This is a genomic window from Niveispirillum fermenti, from assembly GCF_048066175.1.
Taxonomy (GTDB): Bacteria; Pseudomonadota; Alphaproteobacteria; order Azospirillales; family Azospirillaceae; genus Niveispirillum; species Niveispirillum fermenti.
This window is the reverse complement of the sequence record NZ_JBLTXA010000047.1, coordinates 14429-29071: the sequence shown is the minus strand read 5'-3', so window position 1 is coordinate 29071 and position 14643 is coordinate 14429. Positions and strand designations below refer to the sequence as shown.

Genomic DNA, 14643 nt, shown 5'->3' with positions numbered 1-14643 from the left:
CAACTAGCAGCCTATGCACAGGGGTTGCGAAGGATCAATGTTTACCGGCTGGCACTCCGCGCTCGGATGTTCAGCCTTCTGACGGCAGCGGTAGTCTTTGCGACCCTCTTAGTGGGTGCTATTATCTTCCTGGAACGTGAGGAAAGGACCCGAGATGAGCAACTCAACGGAGTATCGTGTGAAGCTCTCAAAAAGTCAGATGCAACGACTGACGGGCCTGGCCGGCAAGGTCGAGATCCGGACGGAACGTCGTCAGGGGCCTGTGGTCCAAAGGAAGGAGCCGGTGCCGCCGGCGCCGCTGACGCTGGAAACCGGTCCGTGGGGAGCCAAGATGTACCAGGGCAAACGCTGACGCTGCAGCCGACGGCTCCACCATCTGCGGCCCATGACCACCCTGACCCCTGAGAACCGTCGATGACCCAGTCTCCCCCTCCGCCTCCTCCGCCGCCCCCGCCTCGTCCTGAACCGGTGCCACCGCCGCCGACCAGTGTTAAGAAAGCAATCTAAGCACTCCCGCCAAAGCGAGGCGGAACGCGGCACGCGTGCCGCGGCAGGGTGGGGTTTGGGAAGGGGCGGCCCACGCCCCTCCCATCGGCCGTTTGCGGCCGCCCGCCGACCACCGACGATGGCCGCAGGAATAAGGGGGCTTCACGCCCCCACCTCCGTACGCAGGTCCCAGACACTGATGCCACGGCGACGGCAGCCGTCGAACAGGTTGCCGATCACACCACCGCCGTTGAAGAGCAGCACGCCCTGGGGCATTTCGGTCAGGAGCAGATCGTTCCGCTTGAAGGGTGCAGCACCCTTGTGACGATTCCAGTCCGGCTTGAAGGGAATGCGGGTCACGCCGCGGTTGGCCGCCCACCGATCGGCGATCAGTTCGGCGCCCTTCGCCCCGCCATGGAGCAGGACCATGTCCGGATAGCGCTTGCGGATCAGGTCCAGCCGGTTGAACAACGCATCGACATCCTGGTACTCCGGCCCTCCGATCACAGCGATCTTGGTGCCAGTGGGAACCATCGTCTGTGTCTGGGCCGTGCGCCTCGCGGCGATGAACTCCTTGCTGTCCAGATAGGCAGCGGTCATGTGCCTGTTGTTGACCTGGCTCCCGGTGCGGGGGCGCCAGACGCTGCCCGTGTGAACCTCGAAGAGCTCGGCCGCCTCGTCACGCATGGCCTCCATCCAGTTGCGGCGCTCGATCATGGTCCGACCGATGGCGATCAGCTTCTCCAATTCGGTGGCGGCCACCTCCGACCCGTCCTGGCGCTCCTGGGCGGCACGCTGGTCGAGTTCGTTCCGGTCCAACTGGCTCTCCAGCCGCGCGGCGTAGCGGTGGAACAGGTTCACGACGCCCGACACAAGCTCCTCGATGTCCGGCTCCATGCGCGTGCCCTGGAGCGTGGCCACCACGGCGTCGACCATGTCGTGGACAGCACCAAGGGAGCGGTCATCGTCGGGCATCGGCCGGGTGTCGATCTCGTCATCGCCGGGGCGCAGCCCGAAAAGCTCAGCGTCTTCGCAGAAACGGGCGGTGGCGGTATGGGTATCGGGCATTTTGGCGTCTCCGTCTACAGCCGCTCCGCGCGGCCTTCGTGGCGACGGGCAACGCCTCCCCTGTCCGGCTGCGCACCGCCTCTGGCGGCCGAAGCGACAGCGAAGGACCTTGTTGCCGGGGCTATTTTGCTTCGCGATGCAAAGGCGGATTTGTCGAACGTTCGACAAAGCCGCCGGCGGAAAATAGCCCCGGCAACAAGGTTGCGCGGAAGGTAGGGAGAGGCGTCCGTTCGCCCTCCAGAAGGCGAGCGGAACGGCCTCCGGATGAGACCGCTCCCCTGCCCTGCCCAACTATGCTGCCGCCTTCTCGTCGATGACCCGTGCCACGGGATGCCGGCGCACGACTGCCGACAGCACCTCCGGCCTATCGATCGGGATGAAGAACCGCAGCCGATGCGAGATGATCTCCGACACGCAGCCGGCGGCCTTCAGCCACTCGCGGTCGGTGTCGGACCATCCCGAGATCTCGACGCGACGTTCGTGCATCACCTTCACGCGTCGCACCAGCAGGCCCTGGGCCAATTCAAGCGCGAGGCGACCAACGCGGATATCGTCCCAATGGCTGGAAGGTTCGACGGCCTCCACCGGACTGTCGCTAAAGGTGCGCCAACCAGGGGGCACCTGTCGGCCGAGCAGACGTTCGCCATCGTCGGTGGTGAGGCGATAGACCGCCGTGGTCCATCCAGGCAGCTCGCGCCATATCGGCAGGAGCAGGCCGACAACCATGTACCGACACTGTTCGACATACAGCGGAAGTTCAGCGCATTCCGCGACCCAAGCGGCCCGGAACTCGGGCACTTCCACCTCGCGCCAATAGGTCTCCGCGAGCTGGGCGGCCGCCATATGCTCGGTCTCTGCTGGCCGGATAAAGCGGAGCCGGGGCGAAAAGCTCCCGTCCTTGGCCATAAGCGTAGGCGCGTCGACCACCAGAGCCGCCCGCCCGGTGCGGTCATTGATCATCGGACGACCGCCATCCCGCACCAGACGGTGCAGGACTGCCTCCGCGCTGACGATCTCCGCACGGCGACGCTCCCGGACCTGCACCAGTTCGGTACGGGCACCGGTGGCGGCATGCACCGCAATCGTCTCCCGGCGCTGCACGACGAAGCTGTCAGCGCGCAGGACTTCCACGCCGGCATCATAAGTCCCTGCCGCCATGGCCGCCTCAACGCGCGCCTCGATCCCAGCCTGGAATACTGCGAAGATGTCGTTCTGCATGGCGATGGGCAGCGCCAGCAGCCGATTGAGAAAGGTGGTGATCGGTGGAAGCTCGTCCTTCATGCCCGTCTTCGTCGTCAATTTGAGACCGGTCATCGTCTCGAACGCCTCGATGCTGACGCCGGCGACGTCACCGTTAACGAGCTGACGGTAGAGCTGGCGCAAGGCGTCCCGGCCATAATGGGTCTCCAAATCGTCCTCTGGACGGAATAGCCCCTGGCCACCAGTCTGGCGCTGGCCTTTCGTGAGAGCGCCCAAGGCATTGAGACGGCGAGCGATCGTACTCAGGAACCGCTTCTGGGCGGCCACATTGGTCGCCAAGGGTCGGACGATGGGCGGCATGGCCTGATTGGTCCGATGCGTCCGTCCCAGGCCCTGCACGGCCACGTCGGCCCGCCAGCCAGGCTCGAACGGATAATGGACGCGCTGGTCCTGGTTGGCGCAGGCGAGATCGGCGTGGTAAGACCGGCCGGTGCCGCCCGCTTCGGAGAACATTAACGCCCGCTTGCGGCCAGCCATGAAGGCATCGGCATCCTCCAGGTTGGCGAGCCCAGAACGGCTCTCAACCCGGAGCTTGTGCCCATACCGCACGATGCGGCGTTGACGGCCGGTGACCTCGGCCACCACGTCGGTGCCGAAATATTGGATGATCTGGTCCAGGGCGCCGATGACCGGGGGCAGGGCGGCGATGCGCTCCACCAGTCGCTCCCGCTGACGCAGCGCCTCCTGGCAATGGACGATCCTGCCGTCCTGCATCACCGGTTCGGAGACGATGGCGCCGGCCGCCGTCTTGACCTCGCGGTGGAGCTGCGTCGGGAAGGCGGCTTGCAGATAGGACAGCACATACTCCCGAGGCGTCACGTCAACCTGAAGATCATGCCAATCCTCAGGCGATATCTCGGACAGCCGTCGTTCCATCAAGGCTTCGCCAGTGCTGACGAACTGGATGACGGGTGCGCGCCCGTTGGCAAAATCGTCCTCCATCGCCTTGATCAGGGTCGGGACGGCCATGCCGCCGATCAGGGCCGCGAAGAACCGCATCTTCGTGCTTTCGAAGGCACTGCGCGCTGCCGCCAATGCAGCACGGTTGCGGGTTGTGCCGTCACGATCGACAACGCCGGCCGACATGAGCGCCCGCTCCAGGTTCTGGTGGATGACGACGAAAGCATCCGCATAAGCGTCGTAGATGCGGATCTGCTCGGGCGTCAGGTCATGAACCATCGGCTCCACCTCAACGCCCTCAAAGCTCAAGCTTCGGGCGCAATAGAGGCCCAGGGCCTTGAGGTCGCGTGCCAGCACTTCCATCGCCGCGACACCGCCGTCCTCGATCGCCGAAATGAAGGCAGACCGAGTGGGGAAGGGCGCATCTTCGCCGCCCCACAAGCCAAGGCGCTGCGTATAGGGGTGCCGACACGAAAGTGATTTTTACGTACCGTTCCGCCGAACATAGGAAGAACAGGCGGGCCGATCTGGCGCAAATCATGTGTTTTCCGCCACTCGCCGTCGTGATCCGTTCAACCGCGCAGAAGCCTCGGAATCGTGCGCGGAAAGCCCTGTCGGATTGATCGGCTGTATGGAAACCGCGACAGAGAGGTTTTCCGTACAGCCTTCGCGCCCCAACCGGACTTTCTGATCCGATGATACCGAGGCCCTATATCGGGCACTCACTTTCATTTTGCTATTGGATGTTGGCCTCCTGCACTCTTCGGGGCACGCGACGTTGTTCGATGATGCGAAGAACATATAGAAAGGATTACAAGATGACGCAGCAGCCTATTTCGGAAACCGAGGCTGATGAGGCGTGGGCACAAGGCTACAAGGAAGGTTACAAAGCCGCTGGCATTGGAAACCAAAATCCGCCGATCCCGTCTCGTCCTGGTCCATACCCTACAGGCGTTAACCCGCGGGACTATTACTATGAAGAAGGTAAAAAACAAGGCCTCCGGAAGGGGCTTCACACCAAAGCCGGCATCACGACGCCGGAGTGATCCGACGTAGGTCCAGGCGCTCGTGAGAACGGACAGGCGTTCGCTTCACGTTCTCACGAGCGGTACATAAAACTCACTTTCGTGTCGGCACCCCATGTTGGTCTGGACCGACACGGTGCTGATGGCATCCACGATCTTGTCGATGCGGCGGGCCACCTCGCCCAGACGGTTGATCTGATCGCGGCTTCTGGACCCGGCCTCCACTGAGGTCACCACACCCGTGACCAGGGATTCGACGGCGGCGCGATTGTTCTGCAGGGCGGTCTGCAGCGCCTGGCCCTTGTCGCGGGCCTGGCTGGCGCGTTCTTGCGACAGAAGCGCGCTCCTTTCGATCTGTGTGATGGCGGAGACGGATTGCTGGGTGGCGGTGGAAGCGGACTGTGCCCCCCGGCCGATCTGTTCCAGCGCCGTCATGATCTGGGTCGCCGCCCGGTTGATCTCCTCCACGGCGGATGACAGTTCCTCGGCGGCGGAGGCGACCTCCTCGCTCGACTTGGCGATATCGGTGGAATTCTTGAGGTCTTCGGACAGTTCGGACAGTTCGGTGGCGGCCTGCTCGGACTGGCCCAGGGCGACGGATTGCTGTTCGACGGTCTTCAACGCTTCCTGGCAGGCGGCGGACTGCTCCTCGGCCGCGGCAGCGATGGTTTCGGACCCTTTCTGGGCTTCCGTCGCGGCCCGGTCGGCCTCAACGGCGGCCAGGGTGATCTCGTCGGTGCCGCGCTTGATCTCGACCATGTCAAGGCGGATACGCTCCAACTGGGCCGTGATCGACTTGCCATTCTCCGCCTCCGTCCGGGCGGTCTGCGAAGCATTGTTGATGCCGTCGGCGATGTTCTTCACATCGCCCTGGATCTGGCCGATCATCTCCTGGATGTCGCGTGCGCTCTTCTCGGAGGTTTCGGCCAGGGTGCGCACCTCGTCGGCAACGACCGCGAAACCCTTGCCATGCTGGCCGGCGCGGGCCGCCTCGATGGCGGCGTTCAGTGCCAGCAGGTTGGTCTGGTCGGCGATGCGGGCCACGGCCTTGACGATATCGCCGATATTGGCGGCCTGGCGTTCCAGCTCCGCGACCATGACGACGGACGCCGCCTGGCGCTCGGCGGCAGTGCCGATGGCTGTCACCGAGCTGGTGATCTGGAATGTCACGGCGGTGATCAGGGCCTGCAGCGCGTCCGACTTCCGGCTGGCCATTTCCGCATTCTCACGCGATGCCAGAAGCTGGGTCCCGATCCCGGTTACCGCGCGACGCGATTCTTCCGCGGCCCCCGCCGCTTCCTGCGCACCGGACGCGATCTGTTCCACAGCCTTGCGCAACAGGTCGGCGGCCGAGGTCGCCTCGGTGATGCCGCTGGCAAGCTGGGTCGTGGCGGCGGCAATATGCTCTGCCGCCTTCTGCGATTTCGCATGGGTACGGGCGCGACGGCGCTGATCATCCGAGGTCGCAGGCCGGTCGCGTACAACGCGCGGCGCCACGTTAGCGGTATCGGTGGAATGCGAGAGGGAGGATTTCTTGACCAAGGCCATGAAGCTTTTCCTTATCGGAATTTTCCGGGTGCTTCACCGAAATTCGAGCATGAGGTGCCCCTGATATATCTGTGGTTGTAGGTCATTGATTATATATCAAAAAGCATATATATCCGGCCGAATAGCTTTAAAACCACCCAAATGAAATAGTTTTTCCGCGTATTTTAGCGAAATTTCTGTTCCCCGCCGGTTTGGTGCCACCGGCGCGTTCATTTGATAAAAGTTTCCTCAAATGGAAACATCCTGGCGAACGGATACCTGCCGGCATTCATCGGTCATGTGGACGACTGATGGCATCTCCCTTGCGAAACGGCGACGGCACCGCCTGTCGCCATATGTCTCCGGCCTGACCGGGCACGGTGATGTCCCGACGCAAGCGCGCCCAAATCCGCCGCCGGCCTGGTCAGTATTTGCCATAACGATCCTTACCGCGCATTTGGTTTTAGTTGAATGTGCAATATTCTCACAACCAGGAGGGTCGGGCCCCTGATCAGCACCGCCAGCCAAAGGCTGGTCGCAAAACCCATCATCCGGTTGCAGAGCGCCGTCAGCAGGAAGGTGACGGTCCGGGCCCGGCGGATATTGGCGTGATCGGCCAGGAAGCCGTCGGTCAGCTTGCCGATGGCATGGGTTTAGAACAGGGCGGCGCCGATATGGCCCCGTTCCGCCGGCGTGAAGATGCCGGCATCGATCAGCGGCTTCTTCAGACCCTGGCCGCCACCAGCAGCGTCAGGATGCGCGCCCATGCCGATCAATCAGAACTGTGGGCGGCCATGAAATCGAGATGCGGCGCCCGCCAGTCTTTCCCCGTCGTAACAGGCAGGTCCAGCCGGAGATACAGGCCGTCCCCCTCGGTATATCCGGGCCATGTTGCCTGCCCGGACCCGTTCGGATTTCCTTTTTCCGCGAAGGAGAGCCAGTAGCGGGCCATCATGTCAGCCATCACGGCATCCCCCGGCCTCACATGCGGCAGCGTATCCATCAGCACGCCGATCTCTTCGGCATGTGTCGGCGGCTGGTTCCTGTCCCCCTGGCGGTAGGTATAGACATAGCGGTAGAGATCGGCGCCGCCGCGGGCAAAGGCACGGGCCAGACCGTCGATCGGAAGGTTGAAACCCCGATCGGCGAAGATGGCGGCAAACATGGCCGGCACATCCCCGTCCCCGGAAACCGGATAATGCGCCAGTGCCGCCCCGGTGGCAGGACCGAAGATGGAGCGCACGAAGCCCTTGTAGTCTTCGACCGTCCGGACCCCCATCCGCGGCGCAAAGAACCTTCCCTCATCCTCGTTGGTGCCGATGATGGCCGGCACGGCATCGAAATTTCCGGCCGACAGGGGCTCTTGCGTGGTGAGAAACCAGCCATCCATGATGGGACGCAGCGGCCGGGCCAGCCACAGGCTGGGTCGCACGGGCGGCAGGGAGGTGATTTTCGCCAGCAACTGCTCGGCCGGGATGGCGCGCATCGCCTCCACCGTGGCGCCCAGGGCGGCGCCGTGCCGTTCCGCCTCCTCCAGCTGCAAAAGCGTACTGAAGGAACCCGGCGACATCAGGATGGCCCGGTCATAGGGCCGCTTCACGAGCGGAGAGGCGAGCAGCAGCAGGCCGCAGGTCGCGCCGGCAGACTCCCCGAAAAAGGTGATCCGGCCACTGTCGCCATTGAAGGCCGCGATATTCTCCCGCACCCAGCGCAGGGCGGCGGCCTGGTCCATCAGCCCGTAATTGCCGGAGGCCCCATGGGGCGATTCAGCGCTGAGGGCCGCATGGGCGAAGAAGCCGAGGATGTTGAGACGGATGTTGAAGGAGACGACCACCGCCCCCTTCGCCGCCAGTCTGGCCGGGTCCTCCTCCACAAACGCGCCGCCGCCGGTGGTGAAGGCCCCGCCGCAGGACCAGACCATCACCGGCCATCCCCCGGCCCGCCATTGCCGGGGCGCCCAGATGTTCAGATAGAGACAATCCTCCGAGCGTGCCGGCGCGCGGGAGACACGCAGGCCGGCGGGCTGGATCGGGTCGGGCCCGAACCTGTCAGCCTCGCGGATGCCGGCCCAGGCGGCAGGCGGTTCCGGCGGACGCCAGCGCAGGCGGCCGACAGGGGCGGCGGCATAGGGGATGCCGAAGAACCCCCGGACCTCCGGATGGACGGCGTGACCGCGAACCCGGCCCTGCCCTGTGGTGACGACGGACATTTCCATAAGAGGGTCCTGTGGCGGGATGGCGAGGGTGCTTCATACCCGGTCCCGGTGATCGCAACCGATCACCGGCCTCAATCACCAATGCCCACATCCGTGGGCTTGGCACCAGTGCCCACATCCGTGGGCTTGGCGACGCCGCATGTGCGGCGCGACGGCGGTCGCCGCCGGACCGGATCCCGGTTGAGTTGCGCTCACCGGGATCCGGTACTAGGGCTGGATTGCCGATTTCGACCTTCTGGCCAGAAGCGCGATCAGCAGCAGGGCCGTGGCGCTGATCATGCCGGGGATGGAGGCGGCCACAAAAATCTGCCCCGCGCCCCAACCCAGACCGACCAGCATGCCCGCAAGGACAGGCGCGGCAGTGGCACCGATACGCCCGATGCCAAGCGCCCAGCCAAATCCGGTCGCCCTGATGTCATTGGGATAGGATTCGACCACGATCAGGATGAACCCCGCCTGATAGGCGCAGATACCGACAGCGATGAAGAACACGGCCACCGAGGTCAGGACGCCATCATGAAGGATGAAGGGCAGGGTCAGGATGGCCACCAGATACAGCGCCATTTCCGCAAACATCAGCTTGTGGATATTGACCTTCGTGGCCAGCCAGCCCTGAAGTGCCGTACCCAGCGCGCCACCCAGCCCGAACATGGCAGCCGCATCCATGCCGGCGGCGGTGGCCAGTCCGGATTTCTGCAGCAGGGCCGGCGTCCAGCTCAAAACGAAGTAGAGGATGCCCTGGTTCATGATATAGGCCAGCCAGATCAGCAGCGTGAATTTCCAGAACCCGCCCGCGAAAAGCCGGGCGACGGGCTGCTTCTTCTCCGCCGTGCCGTCGGCATCCTCGACCATCACGGCACCGGCGCGCAGGTCGGGCAGCAGGGCGCGGGCCGCCTTCAGCGCCCGCTGCTGGTTGTTCTTGATGCGGGCCAGAAAATAGACCGATTCCGGCAATATCCAGGCGGCCAGCAGCGTCAGGAAAAGGGTCAGCCCCCCGCCGACATAAAGCAGCATCGGCCAGCCATGCGCAGGCACCACGAACCGCCCGATCACCCCGGCCAGAAAGGACCCCAGCGGCATGAAGGCGATCAGGCTGGAGGTGATGGGCCGGGAGAAGCGCTTGGGCGAAAATTCCGAGACAAGGGCGAAGATGCTGGGCAGGGCGGCCCCCAGCCCCACGCCCGCGATGAACCGGATGACCAGCAGTTCATGCAGGTTGGTTGCGAGGGGCGTGGCGATGGTGGCCAGACCGGCCACCGCCATGGCCGCCACGGTGATGGTCTTGCGTCCCAGCAGCCGGTCGGCCAGGGGGCTGATGAGCAACGCTCCGGCAATGCCCCCCAGCAGACCGAAGGAAAAGACCACGCCGAAATTGGATATGGACAGGCCCAGGTCCCGCGTCATTTCGTTGGCGATCACACCCAGCATCTGGGTGTCCATGCCATCGAACAGCACCAGCAGGCCCAGCGTGACGATCACGGCCACCTGTCTGGCACGGATCGGGCCGTCACGAACCTCTGCGGTGAAATTGACGACCGGTGGCATCGCACCACCTGTGTTGGAAGTGGGCATCGAAAGAATGTCCTCGGGTTATGTCCGGGTACAGGGTGCGCGCTCCGGCGGCCCGGGGCCAGTGCCACCGGAACACCGGAGCGCCGGTATCAGAATTTGGTCGAAACCTGGACCGCGACCGACCGTGCCCGGTCCGTGGCGGCCGTCACCGCATTCGACGCCGTCATCACGGAGCGATAGCCGGCCGTGACCTTGTCGGTCACGTTCTTGCCGATGACCGCCACTTCCCAACGGTCGTCCACCGCACCGATGGTGGCCCGCAGATCCAGCTTGGCATTGCCCGGCTGGTAGAAAAGCGGGTCGATGCTGGCCTGCTGGTAATAGCCGGAGGTGAAATACAGCCAGGCCCCCAACTGGCCCCTGACATCGGACGTCACATCGAAACCATAGCTGGCATTGACACCGCCGCTCCATTCCGGAGCGAACGCCTTGGTCTTGCCCGCCAGGTCCTGGGTGCATCCCGTCGGCCGGGCCAGCAATTGCAACTGCGTGCAGGGTGCGTTGGGATATTCCAGATATTCGGCGTCCAGGTAGCCGACATTGGCCGACACGCTGAGACCCGACGGCATATGGACACCGATTTCCAGATCGACACCGCGCACCCGTGCCCGGCCCACATTGGCGATGACCGACACGGGCACGCCAGCGGCATTGGCGATGCTGGTGGATTCCTGCAGGCCGTTATAGCGGCTGTTGAAGGCCGCGACATTGGTCGTCATCCGGCGGCCGAACCAGGCCGCCTTGACGCCACCCTCATAGGATTTGACGGTTTCCGGCCCGAAGAAATCCTTGGAATTGCCGATGGCCCAGCCCCCGGCCTTGAAGCCGGTCGTGTAGGAGGCATAGACCATCGCATCCGGCGTCAGATCATATTGCAGGTTGACCGACGGCATGAACTTGTCGTCGGTGCGCTTGGTGATCGCGTAATCCCCGGCGGGAAAACCAACGCTGCCGGTAAAGGCGGCAAAGGCCGCCGCCGATACTTCATCGCCAGGCCCGAACCGCCCGAAATTGTCACCGACACCCACCTGTGTCTCGCGGTGGTTCTTCTTCTCCACCGAACTGTAGCGCGCACCCAGGTTGATGCGGAAATCCTCGGCCACATTCAGGGTCCCGGCCGCGAAGACGGAACGGTTGGACTGGTCCTGATCGCCCGACGCCCGCTGGGCCAGCGGCGTGTTGGGTGCCACCGCACCGCCCAGCCGGGACCAGAAGGGCGCGAAATAGAAGCCGTAGGACAGCGAGCCTTCCAGGTTCGATTTATCGTAATAGACGCCCAGCATATATTCCAGGAACCCGCCCTTGTCGGATTCAAGCCGGAATTCCTGGCTGAACGAATGGAACTTCTCCAATTGGGTGATGGGCAGCCCGCTTGATCGGGTGATCCCCGTCAACCCGGCCACGGGCAGCAGGGGGCTGTCCGTGAAGCGATGGATATCATGCTCGTAATAGCCGGTGGTGGAGGTCAGCGTATGGCTGCCGACCGTCCAGGCGATATTCAGCGCGCTGCTCACCGATTCCAGCTTGAAGAAGGAATCCCCCGTGCTGGTGCGATAATCCAGCCGGTTGTCGGCATTCCCGGCGGAGATGACGGAAAGGCAGCCGACACCGGGGCTTCCATAGCCGGGTGCCGGCGGGCAGTTCAGGATTTCCTGGAATTCCGCATGCTTGTCATCGAAATCGGCATAGTCGATGCGCCAGTTGATATCCAGGTCGTCGGCCTCAAAGCGCAGGGACAGGCGGGCCTGGGTATCATCATTGTTCGGGCCGTCCTTATCCATCCGGACATTGCGGACATAGCCATCCATGCCCGACTTGCGCAGGGCGATGCGCCCCGACAGCCTGTCGGTCAGCGGCTGGCCCACGGCGGCCTGCACATCATATTCCCCGTCGGAAAAACCATACAGGGCCGATGCCTGGCCATTGGGCGTCTGCGAGGGCTTGCGTGTCACGGCGCTGAGCGCGCCGGCAATGGCATTGCTGCCGAAATATGTCGATTGCGGGCCCTTCAGCACCTCCATCCGCTCCAGATCGAGGAAGCCGACGCGCGTCGTCTGCGACCGGCTGAGATAGACACCGTCGACGAAGGTGGCCACCGACTGTTCGAACCCCATGTTGAAGCCGGAGCCGATGCCACGGATATTCAGGGAGTCCGAGGCGCCGGCCCTGTTCACCTTCACGCCGCTGATCCGGTTGCCAAGATCGGTCACCGTGGTGATCTGGGCGTCGCGCATGATGTCGCCCGTCACCACGGAAACGGAGATCGGCACATCCTGAAGGTTCTGCACACGCTTCTGGGCGGTGACGACAACCTCTTCCAGAATGAAATCACTGTCCCTGGCGCCCTGGTCACCGGATTGGGCCATGGCCGGAAGGCCGGCCGCAGCCAGACCGGAGACCAGCAAGCAGGCAGCGCTGCCCAAAAGCTTGGTACGCAACATATTTCCCCTCCCACGTTGGTCGGCATTCTTATCATTGGCCGACTTCACTTTTCTGTTCGTGATACTGCTACGACCCACATAATCTATGCAAGAGTAAATTATGCTAGCATAGCATTTTGCTGCTCAGCGGTCCGCTTCCCACAAGACCCAGCCCGCCCCGACGGTGGCGATATGGGCCGGGAAATAGTCCACGACCTGGCAGCGCGCCTGCGGCTGGGCCGCGTCCATGGCGCCGGCGGCGACAAGCCAGGTGCGCAACTCGCCCGTGCCGGAATCGGTGGCGGCGGAGCGGAAGGAGAACAGGCTGCCCAGCCGGTCGAAGTCGCGCGCCTTCATGCAGTCCAGCACCCATTCGTCCAGCCTCTGATCGACCCAGCCCGACAGGGGGCCTTCCGGATCGTGGGACATGCCGCCGCTGCCATAGATGGCGATGGGTTCGTCCAGGTCGGCGCAGATCCGCCCGATGGCCCGGCCCAGTTCGATGCAGCGCGCACCCGACAGGGCCGCCGATGTCCGTTCCGTCGTCTTGATGATGATGGGAATGATCGGGATTTCCCGCCTGGCCATCAACAGGGGCGTGGGCCGGGTCAGTGCGTGCGGCGCCTTCAGTTCCGGCCGGCCCTGCGGGTTCTGGCTGCGGCTGATGGAGATGTCGAAATCCTGGCGGACCAGTTCGGTCAGGAAATGTTCCGCCAGCTCGGTATGGACCTTCAGGCGGACGCCGAACCGGTCGGGATGTTCCCAGAACCTGGGCAAGGGCTCGCTGTCGAAATCTCCGTAATTGTGGAACCCGACAATGTCGTCCTTGCCGGCATGAACCATGATGTTCGGGTTGTTGGCGGCAGAGAACCATTCATACTGGTCGCCGCCCACCACGATCAGGGCCTTGGGGGCATGCCGGTCGATGGCCGTGGCCAACCGGTCGAAGGCCCGGCGGCGGCGGTCGATCCATCCCGTCACACAGGCCTCGTCCTGCGACAGCACATCGGCGGGCTGCGGGGTTCCCGAGCTGATCAGCCGGAACCAGCGCATCCAGCCTTCATAGGTGTCCTGGAAAATGATCGGCGAGTGGGACGACGCCATCCCCGTGACAAGCGGCATGATCAGTTCTCCCAGGTGACGAAGGCGACACCGGCCGCCGCATGGTGGATGGGCATGTAATCATGGACACGGGCATGACAGCCCGCCTGATCCAGGGCGGCGGCGGCGGCCGTCCAGAGGCGAACCTCGGTCGTGCCGGCCAGCAGGTTGCGTGACGGCACATCCCACACCCGGACAAGATCGGCTGACCGGCCACGCGCCAGGCGGGTCAGCACCCATTTGTCGAAGACATCATCGACCCAGCCGGCCATGTCGCCCTGCGGATCACCGGAAAGCCCGCCGCTGACCAGCAGGCCCAGACGCTTGTCGGTCAAGGCCGCGGCCCGCGCCAGCGCCTGACCCAGCCGGTGGATGCGGGCCCCGGTCATGACGGGTGCCACATGGCAGTTGATGCTGACCGGGATGATCGGCAGGTCACCGGCCAGCCGCGCGGCCGCCTCCACCAGCGCCGGTGTGGCCCCCTGGCCGGAACGGCCCACGGGCTTGAAGGCGCGGCGCGCCTCCGCGATGTCGAAACCGTCCCGCACCAGTTCTTCCGCCAGGATATCGCCGACCGTCTCGTCGCACGCGAAGGTCAGGGGCTGTGATGGTTCCCCCAGCGCCGTGATGGCCGGATCGCCCCAGACCTCTCCCCCCGCCTGCACATGGATCTGGGGAACATGGGAACTGTCGAACTGGCTGCCGCGATCGGCGGTGACCAGGATCAGCGCGTCCAGCCCGGCCCCGGCGATGGCCTGACGCAGGGCGGCGAAGCCTTGCGAAATCCGGGTCTCGTACCCGTCCAGCACCGCGGCATCCTCGCTACCGGCACGTTTGGGCTGGATCGCATCCTTCCGCAGGAACCGGAAGACCGCCTCCCACTGCGCGCGCGGGCGGTAAAGAAGCGGCGAATAGCCGACGCCAGCCCCCATGATGATCGGCATCTCATCTCCCCTGCATCTTGCGTGATTTTGAAGGGGTCCGGCTGCTGGCGGACCCGCGGTCCCCACCCGGCCTTGCATTCGATCGACCGGGCTTGACAATAAATATTCTGCTAGCATAACTTATG

At 64.1% G+C, this 14643-nt stretch carries 10 protein-coding genes and 1 pseudogene; 2 read left to right on the top strand and 9 right to left on the bottom strand.

Translation table 11 applies throughout. From position 1 onward, the window contains the following. Window positions 1-154: 154 nt before the first annotated feature. Window positions 155-352 carry a hypothetical protein gene (locus tag ACM9LZ_RS23640; protein ID WP_416621982.1) on the top strand — a complete coding sequence of 66 codons (198 nt, stop codon included), beginning with the start codon at window positions 155-157 and terminating at the stop codon, window positions 350-352. Between the two features lie 296 nt (window positions 353-648). On the opposite strand, the gene ACM9LZ_RS23635 is transcribed toward ACM9LZ_RS23640, so the two are convergent. The 3 genes and pseudogenes from ACM9LZ_RS23635 to ACM9LZ_RS23625 all read right to left on the bottom strand — a co-directional run. After that, entirely contained in the window at window positions 649-1554 is a 906-nt protein-coding gene (locus ACM9LZ_RS23635) for a DUF2493 domain-containing protein (protein ID WP_416621981.1), read from the bottom strand. Window positions 1555-1845: 291 nt separating this feature from the next. Then, window positions 1846-3690, bottom strand: coding sequence for a strawberry notch C-terminal domain-containing protein (locus ACM9LZ_RS23630; protein ID WP_416621983.1), 1845 nt, complete (start codon window positions 3688-3690; stop codon window positions 1846-1848). A 270-nt stretch (window positions 3691-3960) separates the two neighbouring features. Further along, window positions 3961-4161: pseudogene (locus ACM9LZ_RS23625) on the bottom strand (strawberry notch-like NTP hydrolase domain-containing protein); the annotation flags it as partial. Between the two features lie 371 nt (window positions 4162-4532). On the opposite strand from ACM9LZ_RS23625, the gene ACM9LZ_RS23620 reads away from it, so the two are divergent. Then, complete coding sequence (locus ACM9LZ_RS23620; protein ID WP_416621980.1) at window positions 4533-4760, top strand: hypothetical protein; 228 nt, start codon at window positions 4533-4535, stop codon at window positions 4758-4760. A gap of 45 nt (window positions 4761-4805) precedes the next feature. Here the strand turns inward: ACM9LZ_RS23620 and ACM9LZ_RS23615 are convergent, their stop codons facing one another. The 6 genes from ACM9LZ_RS23615 to ACM9LZ_RS23590 all read right to left on the bottom strand — a co-directional run bounded on the left by ACM9LZ_RS23615 (window position 4806) and on the right by ACM9LZ_RS23590 (window position 14518). Next, window positions 4806-6287: a methyl-accepting chemotaxis protein gene (locus ACM9LZ_RS23615; RefSeq protein ID WP_416621979.1), complete on the bottom strand. Its 1482-nt coding sequence runs from the start codon at window positions 6285-6287 to the stop codon at window positions 4806-4808. Window positions 6288-7038: 751 nt separating this feature from the next. Further along, entirely contained in the window at window positions 7039-8481 is a 1443-nt protein-coding gene (locus tag ACM9LZ_RS23610; RefSeq protein ID WP_416621978.1) for a carboxylesterase/lipase family protein, read from the bottom strand. Between the two features lie 207 nt (window positions 8482-8688). Beyond that, window positions 8689-10053 carry an MFS transporter gene (locus ACM9LZ_RS23605; protein ID WP_416621977.1) on the bottom strand — a complete coding sequence of 455 codons (1365 nt, stop codon included), beginning with the start codon at window positions 10051-10053 and terminating at the stop codon, window positions 8689-8691. A gap of 89 nt (window positions 10054-10142) precedes the next feature. Beyond that, window positions 10143-12494 carry a TonB-dependent receptor gene (locus tag ACM9LZ_RS23600; protein WP_416621976.1) on the bottom strand — a complete coding sequence of 784 codons (2352 nt, stop codon included), beginning with the start codon at window positions 12492-12494 and terminating at the stop codon, window positions 10143-10145. A 123-nt stretch (window positions 12495-12617) separates the two neighbouring features. Then, complete coding sequence (locus ACM9LZ_RS23595) at window positions 12618-13595, bottom strand: DODA-type extradiol aromatic ring-opening family dioxygenase (RefSeq protein WP_416621975.1); 978 nt, start codon at window positions 13593-13595, stop codon at window positions 12618-12620. Between the two features lie 2 nt (window positions 13596-13597). Beyond that, window positions 13598-14518, bottom strand: a complete 921-nt coding sequence (locus ACM9LZ_RS23590; RefSeq protein ID WP_416621974.1) for a DODA-type extradiol aromatic ring-opening family dioxygenase — start codon at window positions 14516-14518, stop codon at window positions 13598-13600. Window positions 14519-14643 lie beyond the last annotated feature (125 nt).

Bases quoted from the DNA above. Each gene is read 5' to 3' on its own strand.
- ACM9LZ_RS23640 (WP_416621982.1), top strand. From the start codon at position 155: ATGAGCAACTCAACGGAGTATCGTGTGAAGCTCTCAAAAAGTCAGATG.
- ACM9LZ_RS23600 (WP_416621976.1), bottom strand. From the start codon at position 12,494: ATGTTGCGTACCAAGCTTTTGGGCAGCGCTGCCTGCTTGCTGGTCTCC.
- ACM9LZ_RS23590 (WP_416621974.1), bottom strand. From the start codon at position 14,518: ATGCCGATCATCATGGGGGCTGGCGTCGGCTATTCGCCGCTTCTTTAC.
- ACM9LZ_RS23615 (WP_416621979.1), bottom strand. From the start codon at position 6,287: ATGGCCTTGGTCAAGAAATCCTCCCTCTCGCATTCCACCGATACCGCT.
- ACM9LZ_RS23595 (WP_416621975.1), bottom strand. From the start codon at position 13,595: ATGCCGCTTGTCACGGGGATGGCGTCGTCCCACTCGCCGATCATTTTC.
- ACM9LZ_RS23610 (WP_416621978.1), bottom strand. From the start codon at position 8,481: ATGGAAATGTCCGTCGTCACCACAGGGCAGGGCCGGGTTCGCGGTCAC.
- ACM9LZ_RS23635 (WP_416621981.1), bottom strand. From the start codon at position 1,554: ATGCCCGATACCCATACCGCCACCGCCCGTTTCTGCGAAGACGCTGAG.
- ACM9LZ_RS23605 (WP_416621977.1), bottom strand. From the start codon at position 10,053: ATGCCCACTTCCAACACAGGTGGTGCGATGCCACCGGTCGTCAATTTC.
- ACM9LZ_RS23630 (WP_416621983.1), bottom strand. From the start codon at position 3,690: ATGGAACGACGGCTGTCCGAGATATCGCCTGAGGATTGGCATGATCTT.
- ACM9LZ_RS23620 (WP_416621980.1), top strand. From the start codon at position 4,533: ATGACGCAGCAGCCTATTTCGGAAACCGAGGCTGATGAGGCGTGGGCA.